Here is a 24,392-nt window from a genome sequence, read left to right as displayed (position 1 = left end):
AGGTTTTTTCTTATTCGCTATAGTACATTAATGCTATAGCACCAGGACCTGTGTGGGTTGCAATTACTGGAGTAGTATCAACAATGCCAATTTCGTTAAATCCTGATACGTTTGTTAAAGAGTCTTTTAGTGTATTTGCTAATTTAGCTGCGTCAGCTTGTGCAATTCCAACGGCCTTAATTACTTTACCGGAAGTATCTTCAGCAAATCGTTTAGTTAAGAATTTTACTAACTGTGAGTGACTTCTCACTTTTGTAACAGGTGTGTATACTCCATCTTCTAGAGAGGCAATTGGCTTAATGTTAAGTAAAGAACCAATTAGTGCTTTACCACGACCAATGCGTCCCCCTTTTACAAGGTTGTCCAACGTATCTACAACGATAAATAACTCAGTATTCGATCTAATTACATCTAATCGAGCTACAATTTCCTCAACAGTCTTTCCTTCTTTTGCCATCTTTGCTGCTTCCACTACTTGAAAAGAAAGGGCAAAAGAGATAAATCGAGAATCAATTACAGTTACATCTGATTCAGAAATTTTTGCAGCACTTTCAGCTGAGCCGACAGTACCACTCATTCCACCAGTCATGTGAATTGAAATAACTTTACTTCCATCTGCTCCTAAGCGATTGTATACTTCTACAAAATCTCCTACTGCAGGTTGAGAGCTTTTTGGTAAGTCTTTTGACTCGCTCATTTTTTTCATAAATTCTGAAGCAGAAATATCTACTCTGTCTAAATAAGAAGTTCCATCAATTGTGATAGATAGTGGTACTACTTCAACGTTTAAATCATCAAGTATAGATCGATCAATGTCTATAGTTGAATCTGTTACTATTTTTACAACCGTCATTTAATCACTTCCCCGAAATAATCACTTTTTTACTAATATACCCTCAAATCATGCTCGTAAAAATAATTTTTCTAAATTATTATGTAAAAAATTTAAATGTCTGTCATGTATGTATTTCAAAGAGCTGAAGTGAGAGGTTTGATAGTTAATACTTAAAAGATCAAAAAAAAGAACAGGGTTAAATTCCCTGTTTTCATAGTAACATAATTCGATAACATTATGCATTATATTTCAATACATCTTCTTTGAAAATAGAGCAATAATCAGGCCACTTTAATACTTCTTTTAAATATTCTTTAAATGAGTAATGTTGTTTCGGTTTAGAATCGGTGTTTACTTTTAGTAAGAATTGTTGTAAGCGCCAATTCAACATAAAGTGATAAGTGCTATCGTCCTCCAATACTGGAATTTCAATGACTTTTACCTTCTGTCCAACTTCATTTGTGAACTCTAGGCTTTTCCATAGCAAAGTATCAATCCTCTTTTTCACCCGTTTGTATTTATTATACTCTAAAGTACTATATTTCGTCTTTATATTTGAGTAGACAAAATAAAACAATTTATTTACTATTCAATTTGCTATGAGTAATTACCGTTGTTGAATTATCAATATTATTCTAAATGAAATGCATTTATATTTTGGTCATTTTTAGTAATAATTATGCTAAATGGGAACGCTATAATAATAATTCATTGAAATTAAGAAGAAGGTTGGGTAGTATTATGGAATTTCAGTTTAGGTGTAAGGGTAATGCTATAGGGTGTGAAATTACGTTGGATTATGAAAATAATAAGTTCATGGTTAGAAAAGAGGATACTAGTGGTGAAGTGTTCAATAATGCCGATGAAATGAAGGATTGGGTAGCGGAAAATTGGACAAGAAGCTTTTTTGAAGATGAAAATGATTATGAGCAACTGATGAAGTTTTTTTCAAATAATAATGATTCATAAAAAAGTCGTTTCTTTTAAGAAACGACTTTTTTATTTTGTAATTCAACTATTTTGTTTTGAATTTGTTCAACTAAAGCTGAGCTATCAATTTTACCTTCTGCTGGAAGTAAAATGGGTTCGCCAAGTTTGACTGAAACATCTGCTTTAGAGAAACCGAATTTGTTTACTTCCATTATTTTATAAGAATCAGAAATACAAATGGGCACTATTGGTACTCTACTATCAATTGCAAGTCGAAGCCCACCTGATTTAAATTCGCCCATTTCCTCTCCCTTACTTCTTGTACCTTCTGGGAAAAGAACTAACGAATGACCATTTTTTAATAGTTGGGCCCCATCTCGAATGGATTGTATAGCTTTTCTTCTATCACTTCTATCTATAAATACACAATTCATGGCTTCCATCCACCTTGGGATTAATGGAATCTTTTTAACCTCTACTTTTGAAATAAAACCTAAAGGCTTTTCCAAATACCCAATTAAAATTGGAACGTCAAAATTCCCTTGGTGGTTACTTACAAAAAGTACAGCACCGTTTGGGATGTGATGTTGTCCAGTAACAGTCACTGTTGATTTTGTTAATTCAACTAATGCTCTAGCCCATTTTTTAGGCGTATCATGAACAAGCTTATCTCTTTCTTCTACAGGTATATCTTTACTTAAATTATTTACTTTCTTTAGTTTTGGTAAGCTGTAAATTACATAACTAAAGAAGAAAATGAACCACCAAATAGATCTAATCATAATAATTCTCCCTAAATGTTTTTTCTTTTAGGCTGTGTTAAAGGTTGCTGTTGATTTCCGTGGAAGGCTTCGCTTTCCGCGGGCTGTAAAAAGGAAGGTTATTTTCACTGTTGTGAAAAAACCTACTCCTCGGCGCAAGCGCCTGTGGGGTCTCCCGCTCCCCGCTTCTCCCGCAGGAGTCTCAGCCTTCCACGAAAAACAACAGGTAAGTATATAAATATCAACACTAAGCTTTATACAGTCTTCTTTTATATACATTGAAATAATAGTTATATTTATTCTTCTCGTCTATTTCCCCTTTTTTGGAGGATAATAGTTCCCACTCGTCTACGTTCCATTCAGGGAAAAACGCGTCACCTTCAAATTCCTCATCAATATATGTGACATAGAGGAAGTCAGCGTGCTCAATAGCTTGTTTATAAATAGTCGCACCACCAATGATAAAGGTCTCTTGCTCTTTAGCTAGTTGTAGCGCTTCATCAAGTGAAGAAATTAATTCACATCCAGTAGCTTCAAAGTCTAGTTGTGATGTAATCACTACGTTTTTTCGTCTTGGTAATGCTTTGCCGATTGACTGAAACGTTTTTCTTCCCATCACGACTGTTTTACCTAGAGTAGTTTCCTTGAAGTAGCGTAAATCTGCAGGTAAATGCCATGGCATTTTGTTATCTTTTCCTATCACTTTATTTCGTCCATAAGCGACAATTAAACTAATCATACACTTACCACGCCTTTAATATGAGGGTGGGCTTCATAGTCTTCTAACGTAAAGTCTTCAAACTTGAAATCAAAAATAGATGTAATTTCTTTATTTATTTTCATCGTAGGAAGATTTTTTGGATCACGTGTAAGTTGTGTTTGTACTTGTTCCAAGTGATTTGAATAAATATGTGCATCCCCAAGCGTATGGATAAACTCCCCTGGTTCAAGGTCACATACTTGAGCAACCATCATTGTTAATAAAGCATACGACGCGATGTTAAATGGAACACCAAGGAAAACATCTGCTGAACGTTGGTAAAGTTGACATGATAGCTTACCTTCAGCTACGTAAAATTGGAACATCATGTGACATGGAGGAAGTGCCATAGAATCAACGTGTGCAACGTTCCAAGCATTCACAATTAATCTTCTCGAGTCTGGATTATTTTTAATTTGCTCAATAACATTAGACAATTGATCGATACTTTCTCCATTAGAGGTTGGCCATGAACGCCATTGGAATCCGTACACCGGGCCAAGATCTCCATTCTCATCCGCCCACTCATTCCAAATTCTAACTCCATTTTCTTGTAAATACTTCACATTTGTATCTCCACTAATAAACCATAATAGTTCATGGATAATTGATTTTAAGTGTAGTTTTTTTGTAGTTACGAGGGGAAAACCTTCCTGGAGGTTGAATCGCATTTGATAACCGAATGTTGAAATGGTACCAGTACCAGTTCTATCTTCTTTTTTCGTGCCATTGTTTAAAATATGCTCACATAATTGTAAGTATTGTTTCATAAGTCTAACCTCCATATGTATTACTATTTAAAATGAACCTATATTATTTTAACATAAAAGTTTATATTTTTTATGAAAAGGGTATAAAAAAACATACTACACGTGTGTAGTATGTTAGTAAAGCAATGATCTTTTAAATGTGAACTCGGTATGAGCTGGTAAATGATCGAGCGTTTCAAAAAAACTATATGTTTTTGGTGCATGGAGTTGTAGCTTTTCACGAGTTGCGTCATTTAAAAAGTACATAGCAAATGTTTCTGCGAAATATTCTTCAATAAAATGCAAAAAGTAGTTTTGATTTGGAAATAAAATTGGCGCTTCTTCTTTCCAAATAGTTTGGAACATTTCATTGTATCGTATATTCCCATATACGAATCGATCGATGGAATGAGCTAATTCGTGTAGTTCCAAATTAATAGAACTATGACCGTTACCAGGATGACTATGACCTATTTTAGCTAAAACTAACTTGGAGCCCCCGATACCAGGGACGTTATCCCATGTTGGCCCGTTTGATGTATACCCTCTAGGTTGACTACCTCTTAAATGTTCAAACCCTTCCACATCTGTAAGTAATCCATCAAATAAGTATAATTGAACATTTTGTCTTACAAGTGTTCTTAATACAGGTTCAGGTACTAATGATACATTTTGTATCATATAGAAAGCTTCATCTATTGCAAAATCACTTTGTGGTAATAGAATTAATCTGCCTAATAAATCTTGGCTAGGGAGTTCAGAGGTCAATTCTAACATTTCTATAGAAGGGTGATTTTTTAATGATATAGCTTCATTACTAGCAAATACGTTCCAATATACTGGTATAAAACAAATGGAGACTAATAATAGTATAGATATAATACGCCTTCTCATATAATCAACTCCACCTAGAAGAAAGTCTTGATGAATTTATTAAAAAATTCATATTATCTGAATATTGTACTATTATTATATCATTTTTATTTTTAAAGAGAATGATAATTTTGTAAACTTTCTGTAATAATAGGTGGTAATTCATGGTACAGTAATCATTTTTTGCAAAAAGAAAGAAGCCTAAAAAGACTTCTTTCTATACGTAGTTAGTTCATCCATTTAGGTGGTGTGTTTTTAGACCAATAAATGCTTCCTAACATATGGTGTTGTTGAAAGTTATCATGCATTGTGTGGTAATGGAAATTGAAATAATAACCTTCTAAAGGTGGACGGTCTTTACGAACGTGAAAACGTACGATATCTTTACCTGTTTCTGTTGAATATATATGAAAGATTTTCTCGCTATTACCACCAGTCGGTTTTTCAGAAATAGCTAAGTAATTCATTTCTGTCTCATCAAATTGTTCTGCTAAGGAAGCAATTACTTCTTCCATTTTCGGTAAAATAACTTCATTGAATTCATCTTCTATAACTAGCGCTATTTTTGGTCCGAATTTTTCAAAAGATTGCTCTTTTGCCATAAAAGTAGCTAGTTGCAGGAATTCTTCTTTAGAATCTTTTTCAATATTTTCTATTATAGTGGTTTCAATAATTGAATTATCTGTAAAATTAGTGGTTTGTTTTCCATCGTTATTTTCTGCCAGCAAATATGCTGGAGGAGCTACTGTACCAAATGTTAAAGTAGTAATTAGGATAACTAAGGATTTTTTTAACCATTTAGGCATATGTATCTTCCTTTCTAGTAAGAAAAACATAAATCATGAAATCTATGGACCTAGTATAACATAAATTTTGAATATTTAACTAATAAGAAGTATCGATTTTTTGTCATTTTAGAATATAATATATCCTTTCATAAAAAATACAAATTGTTCTTTTATCATTTCAAGTTTTTTTGGTACAATAAGGAGTAGATTTATTTACATATTGGAGGTACAAAAAATGGAAATGACTGATGTTTTATTTATTGTCACTAGTTTCGTTACACTTGGCTATATGATGTACTTATGTATTGCTGATTAATTTTAAGATGGAACAACAAAAAAAGGCTGACTACTTGTCAGCCTTTTTTTTAATGTTTTTTCTGTTTTTTCTTGCTAGAGGATTGTTGATGCCCATCAGTTAATTCGTTTTCAGTAGTACCTTGACCTTCCACTTGAGAAGAATTCAAGCCTATTGTTGCTGGATTTTTCTTATGTTTATTTGCCAAAAGGATCACCTCCATTAATTAAGGTGTCCAATTCTTTTATAATTTCTCCAAAACTCCGTAATGAAACTTGGCTGTTTTTCTTTTCTCAACAGTAAATCCGTATCTTTCAAACTTTCCACTTTTCCAGTGGTCTTTTAAAACGACCCGCTCCTTCGCTACGCGTAGAGCTTCTTTAAAAATGTAATCATGAAAAGATGAATAGGTTGCGATTGATTTTAGTGGAGAAATCCCATTTGATTCTTCGATTTGTAATTCAAACATCGGATCAAAATAGACCACATCAAAACTGTTGGATGGGAGGCTTTCTAAAAAACTTGTATGATCACTATTCACTACCGTTATTCTACGCATAGCATTATTAAAGTCCTCGATGTCTGTGTCCCACTGTTGTAAGCCTGTTTTAACTAAAAAAGATAAGAAAAAATTACTTTCAATCCCAACGACCTTTCCTTTTTCACCTGTAATTATACTGGCAATAATACTGTCAGAGGCTAACCCTAATGTGCAGTCTAGGAATGTCATGGAGCTTGTTAGTTTTGTCGCTTGTAAGAACGGTTCTGTTTCACCCCGTGTAATTCTTTTTGCCCGAAAAGCTGCAGAATTTGGATGGAAAAAGATTGGTTCCTCAGAATGAATAGGGTGCCATTCGAATCGTTCTTTTCCTATAACAATGCAATCGCTTTTCGTTTCATCTTGTAGGAATTTAATTGATTTTTTATGTCGATCTACATATTGCACCTTTAATTCATTCGCTATCTTCTTCGCTAGGTGTGTCATTTCGCTATTTGTTCTACCAGCTGTTGTGACTATCATAAGTGTTTTCCTCTTTAAATTTTGGAGTTTTCATATATTTAATATATAAATTCTTAACCGTTCCTTTCCGCTGCAGGCACTACGCGGGGAGCGACGTGAGCCTCGTTGTCCCGCCTGTGGGGCCTCACGCTTCGCTCTTTTTACCGCAGGAGTCGAGTGCCTTCCGCTCCAATCCACTCTATTTTTAATACAATACAAAAGCAAACAATTTTCACTTAATATTTAAAGAAAAAATCGACTATTAATGGAAGTTCATTAATAGCCGAAAGTTTATATTAGCAATGCTCGTTGAAGCTAGCTAAGAGATTTTTCATAATCGTTTCCATATCATTACCTTCAATGTCATGACGATGGATGAAGTGTACCACTTCTTTACCTTTTAATAGCGCCATAGATGGTGAAGATGGTGGAGTGTCTCCAAAGTACTCTCTCATTTTAGCAGTTGCTTCTTTGTCTTGCCCTGCAAAAACGGTAACCAATTTATCTGGAGCTTTTTCAGCTTGTACTATTGCCTGCGTAGCGGCTGGTCTAGCTAGTCCTGCTGCACATCCACAAACAGAATTCACGACAACAAGAGTAGTTCCAGTTGTTTGATCCATATATGCTTCTACATCTTCACTTGTTGTTAATTCTTCAAATCCATTACGAGTTAATTCTGCTCTCATTGGTAAAACCATTTGTTTCATGTATTCTTCATAAGCCATTGACATAGCGTTCACCTCATATTAATTAATTATTACGTTCAGTCATTTGTTTCCAAACAGAACCTTTTGCTTCTTCTCCACCTTCGATTCGTTCGATAGCCATTTTAATTTGCATGCTTACTTCGAATTCGGAATCGTTTTCTGCTTCTTTTAATGCAGGAAGTGCTCTTTCATCTCCTACTTCGTATAAGAACATTGCTGCTCTCCAACGAACTAGTTTATTTTTATCTTTTAGGGATTCCATCATTGCATCCATTGCACTTGGATTTCCAATATCAGATAAACAATCTCCTGCTGTTCGACGTACCGTTACCGTTTTATCTTTTAGAGCTTTATAAAGGTAAGGTAAAACAGATTCTTTTTCTATCATTCCTAAATAAACGGTCGCTAAACGTCTAATGGATGCTTTTTCGTCATCTAGTGCTTTCGCTATGACAGGTAAGTCTTCTTCTGTTGGGTCCATTTGTTCTAATGCTCGATATCGTTCAGACCAATCAGGGTTATCAAACATTTCAAGACTTACTTTCACTTTTTCACGTTTTATAGGTTGGCTAGTTTTTGTTTCCGCATGTAGTAATAAGCGATTTAGTCTGTCTTCTGGATAAGCAGCGGAGATTTCTTCTACTACTTCTAGGCCAACTGATTCTAAATCACCGTAGCGTACTCCTTGTTCTTTCCATTCTCTTTCTAATACAACGTTATCGTTTTGTTGCTGGGCCGTTATAGCAACTTTACTGAAACGTTCTGGTAACCCGAATCTTTTTTCTTGTTCACCGTCTGTTAATTTCACTTGCATTGGAATTCCTCGGAACATTTGTACAAGCACTTTCACTTCACCAAAGCCGTTATTGGGATTGTAAGCTTGGCCTGTATTGTTTGGATCAGATTCTTCACCGAATATTGTACGCACGTGTGATAGAATTGGTTTCCAATCAAATTTTGCATTACGTTCTAGTGCTAAAAAGTCAGCAACATGATAAACACCTTTTACTCCTTCTACTTTTAATATTTCTTGAATAAGTTGTGGTGCTTCTGTTGCATTGTCTTTTGTATAGTTGTTTCGTTTACTTGCTGGTAGTTCTTTATCTAATAACACTTTCATCGTATTAGGACTTGGTGTAGGTTCGATCGTTTTTATCTTCAAGACGTATCGCTCCTTTTTTCTTTTTCTGTGTTTATGACCGCTGATGATTTCCGTTCAAGGCTTCGCTTTCCGCGGGCGGGCCGGGAGCCTCCTCGGCGCAGTCTCGCCTGTGGGGTCTCCCGCTCCCCGCTACTCCCGCAGGAGTCTCCGCCTAGTACGGAAATCAACAGCTAATTAGCGTTATATATCAATAGAATATGGTATAACGCAACTTTTTTAAAACACGATCAATCGTTTGTCTTTTATTAATCTTATCATATCTTCGTTATTGATTCGCTTTTTCTGCCTCGATGGTTTCGACTTTTTCAGAAAGTTCTTCCCAGCGTTCCATTAGTTGTTCTAGTTGGGATGTAGCGTTTTTTTGTTTTTCCATCCACTCACTAATTTTACCGTAGTCACTACCTGCGTTTGAAATTTCGGTTTCTATTTGTTCAAGTGATTCCTCTAATGAGCTGATTCGTTCTTCAATTGTGTCCCAATCTTTTTGTTCTTGATACGTTAATCGTAATGCCTTCCCCTTTTGCTTTTTATCAACAGTTGCTTCGCTTTTTACTTGTGTAGCTTTTTTATCTAGTTCTTTTTGTTGTTGCACTCGGAGCAAATAGTCTGTGTACTCCCCGAATATTCTTTCTACAGAACCTCGTCCGTCTAGTATTAAGAGCTCATCTACAACTTTATCTAGGAAATATCTGTCATGCGATACTGTCACAACTACTCCAGGGAATTCATCTAAGTAAGCTTCTAAAATGGTTAATGTTTCTGTATCTAGATCGTTTGTTGGCTCATCTAATAAAAGTAAATTCGGTTGAGACATAAGAATTCTTAATAGATAAAGTCTTTTTCTTTCGCCACCGGATAGTTTATATATAGGAGTGCCGTGAGAGTGTGGTGGAAATAGAAATCTCTCTAATAATTGTGCAGCACTTAAAAAAGAGCCATCTGCAGAATGGAGTACTTCTGCTTCTTCTTTTATATACTCGATCATACGTTGGTTTTCGTTCATATCTAGTTGTTCTTGGGTATAATAACCAATCTTTACAGTTGTTCCTCTATCTACTTCACCACTAGTTGGATCTTTTTTATCTGCTATTAAGTTTAATAGTGTAGATTTGCCTGCGCCGTTAGGACCAACAATTCCGATACGGTCTTTTTGCTTTAATAACAAGTCAATATGTTTAAGGATGGTCTTTTCACCAAAAATTACGGATACACCTTTTAGCTCAACTACTTTTCTCCCTAGTCTAGCAGATCCTGAAACGATTTCCATTTTCTCATCAGAAGAAGAAGGCATGTTATCTTCTAAGTTTTCAAACCTTTTAATTCTAGCTTTTTGCTTCGTTGTACGAGCTTTTGCTCCTTTTCGCATCCATTCTAACTCTTGACGATACAAGCTTTTCTGTTTTGCTTCCGCTTTCGCCATGTCTTCTAGCCTAATAGCTTTTGCTTCTAAGTAACTCGCATAGTTTCCTTCATATGTATACAGATTCCCGCTTGAAAGTTCAAATATTTTAGTCGTAACTTTATCTAGAAAGTATCGATCATGTGTTACTAGTAAAACGGAACCATTATAGCGTAGTAAATAGTCTTCTAACCATTGAATGGTTTCGAAGTCTAGATGGTTAGTAGGCTCATCTAAAATAAGTAAATCGGATTCTTCCATTAATACTTGAGCCAATGCCACACGTTTTTTTTGGCCACCAGATAGTTGTCCAACTTTTAATGTTACATTTTCAATTCCAAGCTTATGTAACATTGCTTTTGCATTCGAACTTCTATCCCATGCTTGTTTTGCATCCATTTCTTGTTGAAGAACTGTAAAACTAGTTTGAAGGCTCTCGTTTTCAGGATTGTTTTGTAACGCTTGCATACAATTTTCATATTCTTTAATTGTACGGTTTAACTCATTTTCTTCAGCAAATATTTGTTCCAATACCGTGTTCTCTTCATTCAACTCGGGATTTTGTGTCAAAAAAGAAATAGAATAATCAGAAGATGAGACTACTTCCCCTTCATCTGCTGCTTCTAGACCTGCAATGATTTTAAGGAATGTTGATTTACCAGTACCATTAACACCGATTAAACCAACTCTTTCTTTTTCTTGTATACTAAAAGAAACTCTTTTTAATAATTCTTTTTCTACATATGTTTTACTTATGTTTTCTGCTACAATCATTTTCATTTATTTTACTTCCCATTCTTTCATAAATTGATCTAAAAAGTTTTGTAAAAATGTATGTCGTTCGACAGCAATTTCTTTCGCTGTATTTGTATGAAGTGTATCTTTCAATTTTAATAACTTTTCATAAAAGTGGTTAATGGCTGTTGATTTTTCTGTTCTGTATTGCACATAGTCCATCTTATCTCTAACAGGTATGGATGGATCAAACATAGCTTGGTCTTTTGCACCAGAATACATGAATGTTCTTGCTACACCAATAGCACCTAATGCATCTAAACGGTCGGCATCCTGAACAATCTTACTTTCAATCGATGTTAACTCTTCCCCATTCCCACCTTTAAACCCAATTGTTTCTATTATGTAAAATATATTAGTTATTTCATATTCAGTAAGTTGATATTGTTGTAACAGAAGATCAATTTCTTCCTTCGCTTTCTTTTTATCTTTTACTAGTTTATCATCCATAACATCATGTAGAAGAGCCGCAATTTCTACGATCTTTATGTTGGCTTTTTCTTTATGTGCTATTTGAATGGCTACTTTACGGACGCGGTCAATGTGATACCAATCATGCCCAGTTGTATCATTTCCTAATTTGTCTATAACAAATTGTTCTATTTCTCTCAAATGAATTTCCTCCTACTACACGCAGTATTACTGCCTCATGTTTCATTTTATCAAATCTTGTACATTTTTTAAATGTAAGTGTGTTTATAAATGTGTAAAGAACCTTTTTAACCTAGGAAGAATAGTATTCATTAAAGAAAAATGAAAAGGTTGATACAAAATGGTGTACTTTTATCGTGATAATGGTCAGATACCGCAAATTGGTACAGCGTGGTTAGGTACACATGTTGTGACTATTAGGTGTTCGTATACAGAAGATGTTTTTTATTCTTTGACGAGTAGTGATCATGCACCATTGGAGCCGGCAAGCTCTTCTTGTGCAGAAACGCTTTCAAGGTATTTTAGTATTGGTTATCAATTAGTTGGTGCGTATCCTTATGGAGGCGAGATTTTGTATGTTTTTATTTATAGATAGGAATATTTGAATATGTAAATTGGGCATGAAAAGTTTATTTCAGCGGCAGGTGCTCGCTTTCCGCGGGCGGTCGCAGGAGCCTCCTCGGCGCTTTAGCGCCTGTGGGGTCTCCTTTGACGGGCTTTCCCGCAGGAGTCTCACACCTGCCGCTGAAATAAACTTAGGAAAGTATTAAAAATTCAATACTAATCAATTAATAATAAATACAAACTTAAGAAATAAATTTAAAAAGTCATGAATCCATTAAAAAACTGGTTCATGACTTTTTTATTTTATTAATTATTCGTGATACCAAGATACGCCTACTGTGTTTACGCCGGCGTGTACGGCGATGGTTGTGGATAGTGGGCATAGTCGTGTTTGTAGGTCTGGATATTTTGCTTCAATTGTACTTTTTATTTCAATTGCCGGATCTATATCTCGGCCGTGTAAAACGAATACTTCTTTAACCGTACCTTTAGCTACAGCAGCATCTAATAAGTCATGTAAACGTTGAACTGCTTTTTTATCTGTACGGACACGGTCTGCTACATCTAATTTTCCTTCTTCAATAGCGATAATTGGTTTAATTTGTAGTAGACTGCCTAAAAACTTTTGTAGTCCGGTCATTCTTCCGCTTCTATGTAGTTGCTCTAAGCTGCCAATTAGTACGTATGTTTCGTTCTTATCAGACATCACGTCTAGTTTTGAAATGATTTCTTCTGCATTATGCCCTTCATCATATAAAGAGATAGCTTTTTTAACCATTGCGGACAACGGGTATGAAAGAACTTTTGAATCTACTGTGTGCACTGGTATTTCTACTAGCTCCGCTGCTTGCGTACTAGAGGAGATTGTCCCACTTAAGTGCTTTGAAAGATGAATTGAGATAATCCTGTCATAATTTTCTGATAGTTTATTATACAGTTCTGCAAATGTACCAACGGATGGTTGTGAAGTTTTTGGTGGTACTTCACTACTTGTTAACTTTGTGTAGAATTCTTCAAAACTAATGTTAATCCCATCTAAATATTCTTCGTTGTCAAAGTATATAATCATTGGTACGCTGTATACATCTGGGTGATTCAATAATTCCTCGTCTAATGTTGCAGTACTATCTGTAACCCATGCAATTCTTTCCATAAAAATTCCCCTCTCATAAGTAGATATAATATGTATATTCTACTATTCTACCAAAAATCCATTTATTTTTGGGAAAACTTTTAAAGCGTTTTCATAAAAAACTTTTTCATGGTGTTGAACTGGTATTATTTCTTTAATAAAACTAATATAGTCAGCCATCGAAATGAGTGGCCAGTCTGTACCAAATAGTAGTTTTTCATAATGATCGCAGTAATCTAATGCCTGTCGTAGATGATTGGTAAAATTAGTTTCCATGTGTCTTTGGACATCCTTTTTTGTCCCTACAATTAAACCAGAAAGGTCTGCATACATATTTCTGTTTTTATAAACAACTTCTGCTCCATCTAACACCCATGGATCGCCAAAGTGAGCCATCACAAACGTTACATCTCTATTAAATACTGCCACTTCATCAAGTGTTAGTGGATGGGAATATTTTAATAATCCTCTTTCGGAGTATGTATCTCCTGTATGAAAAACAACGGGTACTTTATATTTTGCAGCAAGTTCAAAAACAGGTTTATATGTTTCATCGTAAGCATAAAAAGGATAATATCCTAAATAAATTTTGAATCCGACAACATTGGGTAGTTTAATTTTTTCTTCTAGTAGAGATAAATGTTCTCGTTCTAATTTATATGGATTTATTCCTAAGCAATGTACGATTGATTTTGGCGAGTCTAACTCTAAGTCAAGCTCCATCGGTGTTTGTGACTTGTAATCCGGGAATCCATTCGACTCTGTCTCTGTTAATCCCATCGCAATACTAAGAACAACGTTATTTTCAAGCATTTCTCTTTCTAGTCCTTCTCGGGAATAGGAAAGATTGGATAAGTTATTAGCTGTATCATGAAAGCTAGTAATGTTGGAATAATGGATATGAGCGTCTATAATCTTCATTCGTTCTCCTGCCTTTCTAGTACTAATAGGTTACCCAATTGAATAGCAGAAAAAAACGGCTGAATTTAATTTTTTCAGCCGATTCTTTATTTTAAGGCTCTGTTAAAAACCACTGTTGATTTCCGCGCAAGTCTCCTCTTTCCGCGGGCGTGGCTAGGTCATGCGGCTAGCTCCTCTATGATAAGCCATGGCCATCCTGAGGGGAAAATGCACCCTCAAGCTGCCCCTGTCTTATCCTTTTCGGAGCTGAACGAGCCGCATTTACTTTTCGTAGTGGCTGGAGCCTCCTCGGCTTCGCCTGTGGGGTCTCCAGTCCCCCGCTACTCCCGCAGGAGTCTACGACTTGCACGAAATCAACTGCTTGAAAGGTATCAAAATCAACATTAACCTTTAACATAGCTTATTATAATAGTTCTTCAATATCTTTTCTTAATTTGTTTGGATTCGTTGCAGACGCAAAGCGGGAAACCGGTTTGCCTTCTTTGTTTACGAGAAACTTAGTGAAATTCCACTTAACAGCTTTTGACCCCATTAATCCTGGTGCTTCTTCTTTTAAATACGTAAAGATGGGATGAGCTTCTTCGCCATTCACATCTACTTTTTTAAATAATGGGAAAGATACATTGAACTTTAGGCTACAGAACTCCTGGATTTGTACCTCCGTTCCAGGTTCTTGGTTGCCAAACTGATTACAAGGAAAGCCAAGAACAACGAACCCTTTGTCTTTGTAGTCGTTGTATAGGGATTCTAGTTCATCGTATTGAGGAGTAAATCCACATTTACTTGCTGTATTAACGATTAGGACAACTTGGTCTTTAAATTCTGACATAGACACTACGTTTCCGTTTATGTCTTCTGCTTTAAAATCGTAAAATGAAGTCATGAAAAGTAACCACCTTTGATTAGAAGTTACTTTTATTATGTATATTTCTACCGTTTATGTCTAATTATAAAGCTTTCTATTAGGATATAAGTGTGAATATACCATAAATGATTGCACTTGTTAAAAATAGACAAAACAGCGAAAGTGCGAAAATTTTCGTCTTATCCCACCCATCTTTTTCATCAAAGAAGTAATGTTTTATACTATTAAACAAGTCAATTACTAAACCAATAATCCCCATAGAAGTCCCCTCCTAAGCGTTCGATTTTAAAAAAGTAGTATAGTTATATATTAACATATTTTACTATTTTCTTGTTCGTTAAGTTCAGTCTTTTAAGAGTTTTTTTCATTAAGAAAGCAGCCGGATTTATTTATCATAGGCTGCTAAAAATAATATATTTATTTCAATGTTTTCACGATGTATGTTATTAAATTTCTCATATCATCTATATTTTCTTCATATATAGGTCGATTGATTTTCATAATAGTTGTTAATGTTTTTTCAATTTCTTGCCCGTGAGTATATTGAATCCTATGGGAATATGGCCATTGAGTACCCCATATACCATTTAATTTTGACTCCCAAGAAGGTATATCAATTAATTTTTGCTTAAACGAAACGGTTACTCTACAGCCTGGCTTATTAAGATCTTTTACTTTTTCATGTAAAAGTTCTGCGGTTAGGCTTTCTAGGTCAGTTCGCAAATCGATGCTGGCGGTAAGAATGTTATCGACTGTCACTTGCATGCGAAACAGACGTGACATATTGGCCAAATCAACGATATCTTCTCTGTTTACAACTCGAACTTCACCATCTAAATCTAAGTCATAAATGTCTCCTTCTATTACAACTTTTAAATTATCAAATACGGTTGGGTCAAACATTTTAAAACAACCCCACTGCCAAACCATCTTTATCTACGTCCATTTTTAAGGCTGCAGGTTCTTTTGGTAATCCAGGCATCGTCATTACGTTTCCTGTAAGGGCAACAATAAAGCCAGCGCCGATGGATGGTTTTAGTTCTCTAATTGTAACGGTAAAGTTTGTTGGTCGTCCAAGTTTCTTTGCGTCATCAGAAAGAGAATATTGTGTTTTGGCCATACAAATTGGTAGGTTCCCCCAACCTTCTCCTTCGTACTGTTGAATTTGTTTTTGCACAGCAGGAGCAAGATCTACGTCTTTTGCCCCGTACACTTTCGTTGCAATGGAGCGTATTTTTTCTTCAATAGAATCTGTAGATTGATATAAAGGAGTAAATTCACACTTTGGTTCATCCATCACTTTTAGTAATGTGTTAGCAAGAACTATTCCGCCTTCTCCGCCTTTTTCCCATACTTGTGTTAACGCAACTGGAATAAGGTTTTCTTCACACCATTCTTTAACGAAAGCAATTTCCGCTTCTGAGTCGGTAATAAATTCATTAATGGCAACAACAAATGGTAATCCGAACTGTTGGATTGTTTCTACATGTTTCTTTAAGTTCGTTATTCCTGTTTGTAAAGCAGTAACGTTTTCTTCTGTTAGCTGTTTTTTGTCGACGCCACCGTGCATTTTTAGAGCACGTATGGTTGCTACAATCACAACTGCTTCTGGTGTGCTACCTAGTGAAGGTGCTTTAATATGTAAAAACTTTTCTGCTCCTAAATCTGCGCCAAAGCCAGCCTCAGTGATCACATAGTCTCCTAGCTTAGCTGCCATTTTCGTAGCTAACACACTATTACAGCCGTGGGCGATGTTTGCAAAAGGTCCACCATGAATGATTGCTGGCGTATGTTCAATCGTTTGCACTAAGTTTGGTTTAAATGAATCTTTTAATAGAAGTGTTAACGCGCCTTCCACCTTTAAATCTGCAACCGTAATTGGTTTTTTACTCGTATCGTATGCAACAACAATTTTAGCAAGTCTCTTCTTTAAATCTGAAATACTATTGGCTAAGCAAAAAATAGCCATAATTTCCGAAGCTACCGTTATATCAAAACCGTCTTCACGAGGTACACCTTGACTCGGACCGCCAAGACCAACGACAACATTTCTTAATGCTCGATCATTTAAGTCTACTACTCGTTTCCAGACAATTCTTCTTGTATCAATATTTAATTGATTTCCTTGATGTATATGATTATCGATAAAGGCAGCAAGTGCATTATTAGTGGTTGTAATGGCATGAATATCGCCCGTAAAGTGAAGGTTTATATCTTCCATCGGTAAAACTTGTGAATATCCCCCACCAGTTGCTCCACCTTTTACTCCCATTGTTGGTCCAAGAGATGGTTCACGCATCGCAATGACAGCATTTTTTCCTATTCTATGAAAAGCTTGACCTAAACCAACTGTAACAGTAGATTTACCTTCTCCAGCAGGTGTTGGGTTAATTGCTGTTACTAAAATAACCTTTCCATCTTGTTTTGTTTCTAATCTTTTTAATAAATCTAAAGAAATTTTAGCTTTATAATGTCCATAGTTTTCTAATTCGTCTTCGTGAATATCTAGGTTAGCTGCAATTTCTTTGATTTTTAACAATTTGCTTTGTTGTGCAATTTCAATGTCAGATAATACTTTTCTTGTTGTATTTTTCACCAGGTTTCCCCCTTCAAATATTCTAAAATTATTGTACCACTAAAATCCAAAAGTACTATGTAAATTGATTAACTTGGACATATATAAAAATTCTAAAATAATATTTACAGAATATTTACACAAGTAGGAAAATTATTACGTAGGTTTTGCATTGTTTTAATAGTACGTACATATTTATGTGTTATTTTTCTTTTATATAGATTATTTAAAGGGGGGATTGCGTTGGAGAGTAAAGTAAAGGTTCTTATTTTAACTGCAACATACGGAAATGGTCACGTACAAGTTGCAAATACGTTAAAACTCGAATGTGAAAAGCGTGGTATGGAGGTTAAAGTTTGTGACCTCTTTGCAGAATCACACCCTAAAGTGACTAAAATGACAAAGAAGTTATATTTGAAAAGCTACTCCGTTGGAAAACAATTGTACCGACTCTTTTATTATGGAGTGGAAAAGGTTTATAACAAAAAACTATTTCGTTGGTATTATACGTTTGGAATGAATCGTTTACTGACATTAGTTCAACAAGAACAACCAGATATATTAATTAATACTTTTCCAATTAATGCAGTACCTGAATATAGAAAAATTACAGGGCATTATATACCAACTTACACAGTTGTGACAGATTTTTGTTTGCATAAGCTCTGGATTCATGAACTGATTGACGGCTATTTTGTAGCAACAAACGATGTTAAAAATAGTATAAGGAAATTTGGAACTCCTTCCTCTTCTATTAATGTTACAGGCATTCCTATTCGTAAAGCATTCTATGAAAAACAAATGAAGACAGAAATAATAAAAAAGTATAAGTTAAACAAAAACAAAAAGTTAATCCTTATTATGGCAGGTGCCCATGGAGTATTAAAAAATTTAACTACAACATGTGAAAGGTTACTTACTAACTCGGAAGTGGAAGTTGCGGTTGTGTGCGGAAATAACCTTATGCTTAAAAAAGAACTTGAAAACGCCATATCGTCTAATAGATTTCACGTTTATGGATTTGTAGATTCTATTCATGAATTCATGCAGGTTGCCACATGTGTGATAACAAAACCGGGTGGAATTACGTTAAGTGAGGCAACAGCAATTGGTGTTCCATTAATTTTGTATAACCCTGTACCTGGTCAAGAAAGAGAAAACGCCATCTATTTTCAAAAAAAAAGGGCAGCATTTATAGCATACAAAAAAGATGAGCTTATTATCTATGCATATAAAGTTTTAGGTGATGAAGACTTGCAAACAACCATGAGAGATTCTTGCAGAACTTTAAATGTACCTTTCTCTGCAGAAAAGATTGTCAATAGCATTATGAAAGAGAGGAAAAAGAAACGAGATTTTGTATTCCCTTCAACGACGAAGAAAAGTTTATAAGGGAGGTTGTTTTAATGGACACTAGTACACATTTTGCGATGGGATTAGGTTTAGGTGCACTAGCTCATCTTTCCCCTTCTGTTCAACAGCATCCAGAATTAGCAACAGCCATTATTTTAAGTACTGTAATTGGTTCAAACGCTCCCGACTTTGACTATATTTTCCGTTTAAAAAGTAACGGAGACTATATTAGACAGCATCGGGGATTATCTCATTCCTTATTTGCCTTACCTCTTTGGTCGTTAGTTATAAGTATTTTTTTATTTATATCTTTTCCTTCCGTCCCGTTCTTCCCTATCTTCTTTTGGACTTTTGTTGCTGTTAGCTTACATGTCGCTTTTGATGTTATGAATTTTTACGGCACACAAGTTATGAGGCCCTTTTCAAAAGAGTGGCTTTCACAAAACTTCATTCCACTATTCGATCCAGTTATTTTTCTACTCTTACTATCAGGTTTTTTCGCTTTTTTAATTGGTGCACGATTAGGTTTTAGCTTTCTTTTCGCTTGGGTTGGTATAGCTTTGCATTGTATCGTACGTTATATTTTGAAAAGACATTATCATTCTTACTTAAAAGATAAGAATCCCTTTTCAACAAGCATTACACTTATGCCTACATGCTACTTTCTTAAGTGGAACTTTATTATGGAAGAAAAAGATCAGTTTGTATTAGGAACCATGCATAAGAAAAAAAAGAAATTATTTGTGAAATTAGATAAGGAAGACTTATCTAATCCGTACATTGAGAAATCCAAAACCGATCTAAACGTCCAACACTTTTTAGCAAGTACTCAATTTGCTTACCCGATAGTTGATGAATCAAAGAAGCTAGTTGAGTGGATAGATTTACGTTATCGTAAATTTGAACAATTCCCATTTAAAGTTAAGGTGTATTTTGATGAAAATGATGTTGTAATTTCTTCTACTATTGGGTACCACCAGGTTAAAAACAGAGACAAAAAGTACCTCCCGATAAAAATACCAAATGAAATAAAGTAAATATGAAAAAGGTCATACAACGCTATGGCCTTTTTTACTCTTGTCATTAAATCACTACTTTATGATTGGTTGTTCATGTACACTTCTTCAAATGGTTGAACGACGACAAATCCGTTTCCGTTAAACTTCATTTGAATGGATTCTCCACTACCTCTTCCGAAAAACGTTTTTAGTTGAATATCGGTTACGAACTCTGGTTCTAGATTGCCAGACCAGGCAACTGTTGCGTTTGGATCTGTGTAAACCGGTTGGCCTGGGTACACCATAAGTGTCAACGGTTCGTAATGGGACGTAAAAGCTACCATCCCTCTTCCTTCCAACTTCACGTTAAAAAGTCCGCCAGCCATCATGCCGGCAATTCTTCTCATCAGCTTAATGTCCCAGTTTAAACCCGGTTCGAAAGCTAGCAAATCGTTCCCATTTATGTAAATACTATTTCCTTCAAGGTCAAGAATGGTAATCTTTTTGCCCTGATCGGCCAAATATAATTTTCCGTTTCCATTTGCTTTCATAAGCTGTGCACCTTCGCCTGTGAAAGTTTTCTTCAGAAGCTTTCCAATGCCATGCTCTAAAATGCCTTCGCGTTCAAATTTTATTTTTCCTTCGTAGGAGATCATGGAACCCATTTTTGCCCAAACTTGGCCATTTAAGTTTACTTCTAGTAATCTTTCTGTTTCTAATTCAAAAAAACCTTGCCCTCTATCTCTTTGTTTCGTTTGTTCAACAAATTGTTGAATAGAGTATTTAGACATTTACTTCTCCCCTTTTTCTAAATGGAACACCCACATAAATGTTAATGCTTGCTTTAAATGTCTTGGTAATCGGTTAACTTCTACTTTCTTTGCTTCCTCTTTATATACGGGCAAGCCTTCTAAAAGTTTCCAACCATTTTCAACAGCTAGTTGCTCGAACTCCCACGGCATCATCGTATTGCATATTACATCTTTTCCGTAAAGACGACTATAACTATTCGCTCTCGGTCCTGCTGTTGGTCCGAGAAGTCCTAAGAAAAGGTGACCGTTTGGCTTTAGTACTCTTTTCATCTCATGTAGAGCAACCAGAGGACTCTCTGTCCATTCTATGGAGTTAATTGCCATAATAGAATCGAAACTAGCGTCTTCAAATGGTAAAGAGGTTAAGTCCCCTTTTATAAAATGAGCATTAGGGTGATTGCGTTCCAATTGAGCTTTTTCTATCATTTTTTCAGCAATATCGACTCCAGTAGCCCTTAATCCAACAGATGCTAACAAAAAGGTACCAAATCCATCCCCACAACCGGCATCCAAAATTGTCGTTTCTTTAGTGACATTTTCTATTATGAATGGGATAATCGTTTTCCTACTACCTTTCAACCACATATTTTCACTATTTTCATTCCAAAAATCCGCTTTTTCGTTCCACATCTGTTCCGTTGTTTCGTTCCATTTGAATGGTTTCAATTATTTACACCTTCTTCTAAATTGGTTGAATTTTCTATCATTAGTATAAACTTATTGTAACAGGTAATAGTAAAAATGAACAAAGGAAAACGAATAGGAGTTGTTAAGATGAAAGAAACATTTGTCGCTGTTCAAAAAAATGGGGATGGAGACATTGTTCAATTCAAAACCTCTTCCGGTAGAGTATTAACCTACGAACAAGCATTAGCAGATGTGAATAATGGTGAAGTGCTTGGTGCAAATGTTTTCAAAGGAAAAGACGGAGAAATGTATATTCGTGGAAATGCCGACGGTGATCCGACGAATAATCTAGACAACTTACCTACTTTTTAATAAGGAGATGTGACGTTATGACAAAAGAACATAACAAAGGTAGTCGTAATCAAAATGGACCTGTAGGTGGATATACAGAAATTTACCGCACCCTTTTTGGTGATGCTGGTGATAATAGCAAAGGTAATAAACGTAATAAGGATCAAAAAGATAAAACAGAACACTAATTCTTTTAAAGGGGTGCATTTAAACACCCTTTTTTTATAGGGAGTGGTTTATTGAGAAAGATTATTTGTTTACTAATGTGCTGTTTTGTAAGTTTCACTAGTACTTCTCTTTTATCAGCCAACACATACAAAGCAGAACACACTCAACCGGCATATGCGAAGTGGGGAAAAATTGCCATGGAGCGTACGCAAGAAAAATACCCAAACGCTAAAATAGTCGATTATCTTTATGTTGGTTCCCAAAAATTGGACGCTTCTACAGCAGAAACATTCAAGCTATGGCTTAATGAGAACGATAGAGAGTTTGGAGTGTTCGTAACGATTAGGTACGATAATAAATCCGAACAAATACAAAACATAAATTTCCGTGAAACAGATAGATAACCGCCAATATTTTCAATTGGCCGTTATCTTTTTTTATGCATTATCAAAGTAGTGTTAGCTCTATAAATTAATTCCTTTTTCTATCTTATTACTTGTTGAACTTCTTTCTTCAATTCTAAGAGTAATCCATCCACTTATAAAAAGAATAATGGAACCTAAATAAAAGATTAAGTCGATGGTTAAGAAATCGATGATAAATCCACTAATAATAACGGCAATCCCTGAGAAAATAGATACCCAGAAATGGTAAGAACCGATCATCTCTCCTCTAGCTCTTCCATCCGTAACGTCAGCAATTATGGCTTTTTCACTTGTTTTTTGCATGGCTCCTATAATACCGAGAATGACTTGCAACGTATAAACTTGCCAAATATTTGTGACGATCGGAAAGAATAAGAATAACAGTGCAGTTCCCCATGCATTAATTATTAGAAAAATACGTCTTCCAAACCTATCTGACATTTTCCCAATCCATTTATGCACAAATGCAGCACTTAACGTAAACAAACCATATGCTATTCCAAACTCAGAAAAGTTTGCTCCTATTTCTTTTAAAAAGAGGATATAAAAAGGAAAAACGATTCCTGTTCCAAATAAGACAACACTTTGTGAAATCATGATCCATTTTAAATTCATCGTTTTGCATACCTTTCATAGAAGTTGTTCATAAAGCGCTCATTAGGGTCATATTTGTTTTTCATTTCAAAGAATGAATCAATTTCAGGGTAGGCTTGTCGAATTTGGTTATCTGTTGGGAATAGTTGATAGACTAAATAATATTTACCATCTAATGTTAATGCGGCATCTACCATCTTTTGAGTTGCCTGCTCCATCTTCTTCACTTCTTCTTCCGTAAACCCTTGATTAAAGTAAAGAACAAGTGCAAATGTATCATGATTTGTATAGCTTAAATATGCTTCATCATTAGCAGGAGTATATCTCACTGTTACATTTAATAAGTTCAATTTGTCTTCAATCACTATTTCTCTTAATTCATCTACAAACTGTGAAAAGTTGTCGACTGGAATAAAGTATTCTTGTAAAATATCTGTATCCTTTGGAGAGTAATAATCTAGAAATTGAATAGGTGGTCTCATTGCGTTATTTCTTGAGATTATTTCCTCTTCTTTTCCCATTGCGTAAAATTTTTGCTGTATCTTCCAAACGAGAGCTTTTCCCCAGTCATAATGACGAGAAAGTCCAAATACAAACTTATCCCTTCTTACGTTTTTCTCATCGTGTAAAGGTAATAATTCAGCTATTTGTTCTTCCGTAAGTGACTTACTTACATCTGATCCAACTTTCTTATAAGTAGTCATATATAATTCTTCCAGCAATAGATTAGTAGGCACAGAAAGTCTAGCAAAATGGAGTCCAACGTCAGGGTTGTTTCTTATATGTTCTACAAAATATGCTGGGTAGTCGTGATAGTCTACTTTCACCGTTTCCGCAATGTACAAATCGTTTGTGGTTAATTCTAACGTCACATCTAAAATGACGCCAAACAAGCCAAATCCTCCTATTACTAAAGGAAATAGTTCTTCATTTTCCGTTCTACTTACATTAAGCACCGTTCCGCTTTCTTTGAGTAATCGGAATGATTGCACTGTTTCTATTAATGGACCAAAATTAGGATCGCGGCCATGTACGTTAGAACTTAACGAACCTCCTATGGAAAAGATATTCGATGACTGCATCACTTTTACGGAAAGATTGTAAGGGTTTATGTACTCTTGTATGTCAGCCCACGTAACACCACTTTGTACGGTGATCGTTTTCTCTTGTTCATTGAAATCTACTATTTTGTTATAGTGGGACATATCAATCCATAAGGAATCTTTGTAAAATGCATGCCCTCCTTGACTGTGTCTCGTTCCAGCAATCGAAATCTTTAAGTTATTCTCACGTGCATTTCTTACGGCTTCTTCTATCGATTCTTGTTCTTTACCTTCTACTATTTTCATTATTTTTTCAGGAAAAAGCCTGCTAACATCATGTATAAGCAGCTCATCTTTCAAATCCTTTTGTGTAAAGGAGTAGAATAATAGACTACTATATAGCATTGTTACAATCAGAAAACCGATAATTAGTTTTGATGGCATTGTTTTTATTTTCATAAGGGCACCTCTAGTATAA

General features: G+C 35.2%; 30 protein-coding genes. 7 read left to right on the top strand and 23 right to left on the bottom strand.

What is annotated here, in order from left to right:
- Nucleotides 1-10: 10 nt before the first annotated feature.
- Both CDZ89_RS10350 and CDZ89_RS10345 read right to left on the bottom strand, forming a co-directional pair.
- On the bottom strand, nt 11-853 hold the full coding sequence (locus tag CDZ89_RS10350; protein WP_096154372.1) for a DegV family protein: 843 nt from the start codon (nt 851-853) through the stop codon (nt 11-13).
- A gap of 217 nt (nt 854-1,070) precedes the next feature.
- Nucleotides 1,071-1,322, bottom strand: a complete 252-nt coding sequence (locus CDZ89_RS10345) for a DUF2535 family protein (RefSeq protein ID WP_096154371.1) — start codon at nt 1,320-1,322, stop codon at nt 1,071-1,073.
- Nucleotides 1,323-1,576: 254 nt separating this feature from the next.
- Here CDZ89_RS10345 and CDZ89_RS10340 point away from each other — a divergent pair, with 254 nt between their 5' ends.
- Entirely contained in the window at nt 1,577-1,804 is a 228-nt protein-coding gene (locus CDZ89_RS10340; RefSeq protein WP_100333667.1) for a hypothetical protein, read from the top strand.
- A 14-nt stretch (nt 1,805-1,818) separates the two neighbouring features.
- Here the strand turns inward: CDZ89_RS10340 and CDZ89_RS10335 are convergent, their stop codons facing one another.
- The 11 genes from CDZ89_RS10335 to CDZ89_RS10285 form a co-directional block, all read right to left on the bottom strand.
- Complete coding sequence (locus tag CDZ89_RS10335; protein ID WP_100333666.1) at nt 1,819-2,547, bottom strand: lysophospholipid acyltransferase family protein; 729 nt, start codon at nt 2,545-2,547, stop codon at nt 1,819-1,821.
- 226 nt (nt 2,548-2,773) lie between these two features.
- Entirely contained in the window at nt 2,774-3,265 is a 492-nt protein-coding gene (locus CDZ89_RS10330) for a dihydrofolate reductase (protein ID WP_096154368.1), read from the bottom strand.
- Nucleotides 3,262-4,056: a thymidylate synthase gene (locus CDZ89_RS10325; protein WP_096154367.1), complete on the bottom strand. Its 795-nt coding sequence runs from the start codon at nt 4,054-4,056 to the stop codon at nt 3,262-3,264. Before CDZ89_RS10325 ends, CDZ89_RS10330 begins: the two co-directional genes overlap by 4 nt.
- A 114-nt stretch (nt 4,057-4,170) precedes the next feature.
- The gene (locus CDZ89_RS10320) at nt 4,171-4,929 is read right to left on the bottom strand and encodes an anthrax toxin lethal factor-related metalloendopeptidase (protein ID WP_096154366.1); all 759 of its coding nucleotides are present in this window, start codon (nt 4,927-4,929) and stop codon (nt 4,171-4,173) included.
- 206 nt (nt 4,930-5,135) lie between these two features.
- Nucleotides 5,136-5,714 carry a YpjP family protein gene (locus CDZ89_RS10315; RefSeq protein WP_100333665.1) on the bottom strand — a complete coding sequence of 193 codons (579 nt, stop codon included), beginning with the start codon at nt 5,712-5,714 and terminating at the stop codon, nt 5,136-5,138.
- Nucleotides 5,715-6,061: 347 nt separating this feature from the next.
- Nucleotides 6,062-6,199, bottom strand: coding sequence for a YuzL family protein (locus CDZ89_RS10310; protein ID WP_406564885.1), 138 nt, complete (start codon nt 6,197-6,199; stop codon nt 6,062-6,064).
- Between the two features lie 36 nt (nt 6,200-6,235).
- Nucleotides 6,236-7,012, bottom strand: coding sequence for a class I SAM-dependent methyltransferase (locus tag CDZ89_RS10305; protein WP_100333664.1), 777 nt, complete (start codon nt 7,010-7,012; stop codon nt 6,236-6,238).
- A gap of 275 nt (nt 7,013-7,287) precedes the next feature.
- Nucleotides 7,288-7,722: a BrxA/BrxB family bacilliredoxin gene (locus CDZ89_RS10300; RefSeq protein WP_100333663.1), complete on the bottom strand. Its 435-nt coding sequence runs from the start codon at nt 7,720-7,722 to the stop codon at nt 7,288-7,290.
- A gap of 19 nt (nt 7,723-7,741) precedes the next feature.
- Nucleotides 7,742-8,860 carry a conserved virulence factor C family protein gene (locus CDZ89_RS10295; protein ID WP_100333662.1) on the bottom strand — a complete coding sequence of 373 codons (1,119 nt, stop codon included), beginning with the start codon at nt 8,858-8,860 and terminating at the stop codon, nt 7,742-7,744.
- 265 nt (nt 8,861-9,125) lie between these two features.
- Nucleotides 9,126-11,039, bottom strand: coding sequence for an ABC-F family ATP-binding cassette domain-containing protein (locus tag CDZ89_RS10290; protein ID WP_100333661.1), 1,914 nt, complete (start codon nt 11,037-11,039; stop codon nt 9,126-9,128).
- Nucleotides 11,040-11,666: an HD domain-containing protein gene (locus tag CDZ89_RS10285; protein WP_406564884.1), complete on the bottom strand. Its 627-nt coding sequence runs from the start codon at nt 11,664-11,666 to the stop codon at nt 11,040-11,042.
- A 160-nt stretch (nt 11,667-11,826) separates the two neighbouring features.
- On the opposite strand from CDZ89_RS10285, the gene CDZ89_RS10280 reads away from it, so the two are divergent.
- Nucleotides 11,827-12,081 (top strand): hypothetical protein, encoded by a 255-nt coding sequence (locus CDZ89_RS10280; RefSeq protein WP_100333660.1) that lies wholly within the window; start codon nt 11,827-11,829, stop codon nt 12,079-12,081.
- Nucleotides 12,082-12,360: 279 nt separating this feature from the next.
- On the opposite strand, the gene CDZ89_RS10275 is transcribed toward CDZ89_RS10280, so the two are convergent.
- The 6 genes from CDZ89_RS10275 to CDZ89_RS10250 form a co-directional block, all read right to left on the bottom strand.
- Nucleotides 12,361-13,203 (bottom strand): DegV family protein, encoded by an 843-nt coding sequence (locus CDZ89_RS10275; RefSeq protein ID WP_096154358.1) that lies wholly within the window; start codon nt 13,201-13,203, stop codon nt 12,361-12,363.
- Between the two features lie 42 nt (nt 13,204-13,245).
- The gene (locus CDZ89_RS10270) at nt 13,246-14,103 is read right to left on the bottom strand and encodes an amidohydrolase family protein (RefSeq protein WP_096154357.1); all 858 of its coding nucleotides are present in this window, start codon (nt 14,101-14,103) and stop codon (nt 13,246-13,248) included.
- Nucleotides 14,104-14,506: 403 nt separating this feature from the next.
- On the bottom strand, nt 14,507-14,986 hold the full coding sequence (locus CDZ89_RS10260; protein WP_096154356.1) for a glutathione peroxidase: 480 nt from the start codon (nt 14,984-14,986) through the stop codon (nt 14,507-14,509).
- Nucleotides 14,987-15,065: 79 nt separating this feature from the next.
- Nucleotides 15,066-15,227: a hypothetical protein gene (locus CDZ89_RS19660; protein WP_157842714.1), complete on the bottom strand. Its 162-nt coding sequence runs from the start codon at nt 15,225-15,227 to the stop codon at nt 15,066-15,068.
- A 158-nt stretch (nt 15,228-15,385) separates the two neighbouring features.
- Nucleotides 15,386-15,871 carry a hypothetical protein gene (locus CDZ89_RS10255; RefSeq protein ID WP_096154355.1) on the bottom strand — a complete coding sequence of 162 codons (486 nt, stop codon included), beginning with the start codon at nt 15,869-15,871 and terminating at the stop codon, nt 15,386-15,388.
- Between the two features lies 1 nt (nt 15,872).
- Nucleotides 15,873-17,564 (bottom strand): formate--tetrahydrofolate ligase, encoded by a 1,692-nt coding sequence (locus CDZ89_RS10250; RefSeq protein WP_096154354.1) that lies wholly within the window; start codon nt 17,562-17,564, stop codon nt 15,873-15,875.
- Nucleotides 17,565-17,786: 222 nt separating this feature from the next.
- Here CDZ89_RS10250 and CDZ89_RS10245 point away from each other — a divergent pair, with 222 nt between their 5' ends.
- Nucleotides 17,787-18,935, top strand: a complete 1,149-nt coding sequence (locus CDZ89_RS10245) for a diglucosyl diacylglycerol synthase (protein WP_100333658.1) — start codon at nt 17,787-17,789, stop codon at nt 18,933-18,935.
- 14 nt (nt 18,936-18,949) lie between these two features.
- A complete protein-coding gene (locus tag CDZ89_RS10240; protein WP_100333657.1) occupies nt 18,950-19,933 on the top strand; it encodes a metal-dependent hydrolase in 984 nt (327 codons plus the stop codon).
- 59 nt (nt 19,934-19,992) lie between these two features.
- Here CDZ89_RS10240 and CDZ89_RS10235 read toward each other — a convergent pair whose 3' ends face one another.
- Together CDZ89_RS10235 and CDZ89_RS10230 are read right to left on the bottom strand one after the other, a co-directional pair.
- Nucleotides 19,993-20,685 (bottom strand): AIM24 family protein, encoded by a 693-nt coding sequence (locus tag CDZ89_RS10235; protein ID WP_096154351.1) that lies wholly within the window; start codon nt 20,683-20,685, stop codon nt 19,993-19,995.
- Nucleotides 20,686-21,336, bottom strand: a complete 651-nt coding sequence (locus tag CDZ89_RS10230) for a class I SAM-dependent methyltransferase (RefSeq protein WP_406564921.1) — start codon at nt 21,334-21,336, stop codon at nt 20,686-20,688.
- A gap of 144 nt (nt 21,337-21,480) precedes the next feature.
- Between CDZ89_RS10230 and CDZ89_RS10225 the strand changes: the two genes are divergently transcribed.
- The 3 genes from CDZ89_RS10225 to CDZ89_RS10220 are packed head-to-tail and all read left to right on the top strand — an operon-like array spanning nt 21,481 to nt 22,256.
- Nucleotides 21,481-21,705: a DUF3892 domain-containing protein gene (locus CDZ89_RS10225; protein ID WP_227521492.1), complete on the top strand. Its 225-nt coding sequence runs from the start codon at nt 21,481-21,483 to the stop codon at nt 21,703-21,705.
- Between the two features lie 17 nt (nt 21,706-21,722).
- A complete protein-coding gene (locus tag CDZ89_RS19935) occupies nt 21,723-21,872 on the top strand; it encodes a hypothetical protein (protein ID WP_176483724.1) in 150 nt (49 codons plus the stop codon).
- Between the two features lie 51 nt (nt 21,873-21,923).
- Entirely contained in the window at nt 21,924-22,256 is a 333-nt protein-coding gene (locus CDZ89_RS10220) for a YqzG/YhdC family protein (RefSeq protein WP_227521491.1), read from the top strand.
- A 60-nt stretch (nt 22,257-22,316) separates the two neighbouring features.
- Here CDZ89_RS10220 and CDZ89_RS10215 read toward each other — a convergent pair whose 3' ends face one another.
- The gene (locus CDZ89_RS10215; RefSeq protein ID WP_096154348.1) at nt 22,317-22,892 is read right to left on the bottom strand and encodes an MFS transporter; all 576 of its coding nucleotides are present in this window, start codon (nt 22,890-22,892) and stop codon (nt 22,317-22,319) included.
- Complete coding sequence (locus CDZ89_RS10210; RefSeq protein ID WP_100333656.1) at nt 22,889-24,373, bottom strand: FAD-binding oxidoreductase; 1,485 nt, start codon at nt 24,371-24,373, stop codon at nt 22,889-22,891. Before CDZ89_RS10210 ends, CDZ89_RS10215 begins: the two co-directional genes overlap by 4 nt.
- Nucleotides 24,374-24,392: the final 19 nt, after the last annotated feature.

Source organism: Bacillus alkalisoli (genome assembly GCF_002797415.1).
In the GTDB taxonomy this organism is placed as follows: Bacteria; Bacillota; Bacilli; order Bacillales; family Bacillaceae_I; genus Bacillus_CD; species Bacillus_CD alkalisoli.
The sequence above is the reverse complement of the archived record's forward strand: the minus strand, read 5'-3'. Positions and strand labels throughout refer to the sequence as shown.

Coding starts and splice junctions, on each gene's coding strand:
- CDZ89_RS10315 (WP_100333665.1), bottom strand. CDS start 5,714: ATGCCTAAATGGTTAAAAAAATCCTTAGTTATCCTAATTACTACTTTA.
- CDZ89_RS10350 (WP_096154372.1), bottom strand. CDS start 853: ATGACGGTTGTAAAAATAGTAACAGATTCAACTATAGACATTGATCGA.
- CDZ89_RS10340 (WP_100333667.1), top strand. CDS start 1,577: ATGGAATTTCAGTTTAGGTGTAAGGGTAATGCTATAGGGTGTGAAATT.
- CDZ89_RS10320 (WP_096154366.1), bottom strand. CDS start 4,929: ATGAGAAGGCGTATTATATCTATACTATTATTAGTCTCCATTTGTTTT.
- CDZ89_RS10255 (WP_096154355.1), bottom strand. CDS start 15,871: ATGTTTGACCCAACCGTATTTGATAATTTAAAAGTTGTAATAGAAGGA.
- CDZ89_RS10275 (WP_096154358.1), bottom strand. CDS start 13,203: ATGGAAAGAATTGCATGGGTTACAGATAGTACTGCAACATTAGACGAG.
- CDZ89_RS10280 (WP_100333660.1), top strand. CDS start 11,827: ATGGTGTACTTTTATCGTGATAATGGTCAGATACCGCAAATTGGTACA.
- CDZ89_RS10305 (WP_100333664.1), bottom strand. CDS start 7,012: ATGATAGTCACAACAGCTGGTAGAACAAATAGCGAAATGACACACCTA.
- CDZ89_RS10290 (WP_100333661.1), bottom strand. CDS start 11,039: ATGAAAATGATTGTAGCAGAAAACATAAGTAAAACATATGTAGAAAAA.
- CDZ89_RS10230 (WP_406564921.1), bottom strand. CDS start 21,336: ATGTGGAACGAAAAAGCGGATTTTTGGAATGAAAATAGTGAAAATATG.
- CDZ89_RS10335 (WP_100333666.1), bottom strand. CDS start 2,547: ATGATTAGATCTATTTGGTGGTTCATTTTCTTCTTTAGTTATGTAATT.
- CDZ89_RS19660 (WP_157842714.1), bottom strand. CDS start 15,227: ATGGGGATTATTGGTTTAGTAATTGACTTGTTTAATAGTATAAAACAT.
- CDZ89_RS10260 (WP_096154356.1), bottom strand. CDS start 14,986: ATGACTTCATTTTACGATTTTAAAGCAGAAGACATAAACGGAAACGTA.
- CDZ89_RS10330 (WP_096154368.1), bottom strand. CDS start 3,265: ATGATTAGTTTAATTGTCGCTTATGGACGAAATAAAGTGATAGGAAAA.
- CDZ89_RS19935 (WP_176483724.1), top strand. CDS start 21,723: ATGACAAAAGAACATAACAAAGGTAGTCGTAATCAAAATGGACCTGTA.
- CDZ89_RS10210 (WP_100333656.1), bottom strand. CDS start 24,373: ATGAAAATAAAAACAATGCCATCAAAACTAATTATCGGTTTTCTGATT.
- CDZ89_RS10240 (WP_100333657.1), top strand. CDS start 18,950: ATGGACACTAGTACACATTTTGCGATGGGATTAGGTTTAGGTGCACTA.
- CDZ89_RS10215 (WP_096154348.1), bottom strand. CDS start 22,892: ATGAATTTAAAATGGATCATGATTTCACAAAGTGTTGTCTTATTTGGA.
- CDZ89_RS10300 (WP_100333663.1), bottom strand. CDS start 7,722: ATGTCAATGGCTTATGAAGAATACATGAAACAAATGGTTTTACCAATG.
- CDZ89_RS10325 (WP_096154367.1), bottom strand. CDS start 4,056: ATGAAACAATACTTACAATTATGTGAGCATATTTTAAACAATGGCACG.
- CDZ89_RS10235 (WP_096154351.1), bottom strand. CDS start 20,685: ATGTCTAAATACTCTATTCAACAATTTGTTGAACAAACGAAACAAAGA.
- CDZ89_RS10225 (WP_227521492.1), top strand. CDS start 21,481: ATGAAAGAAACATTTGTCGCTGTTCAAAAAAATGGGGATGGAGACATT.
- CDZ89_RS10270 (WP_096154357.1), bottom strand. CDS start 14,103: ATGAAGATTATAGACGCTCATATCCATTATTCCAACATTACTAGCTTT.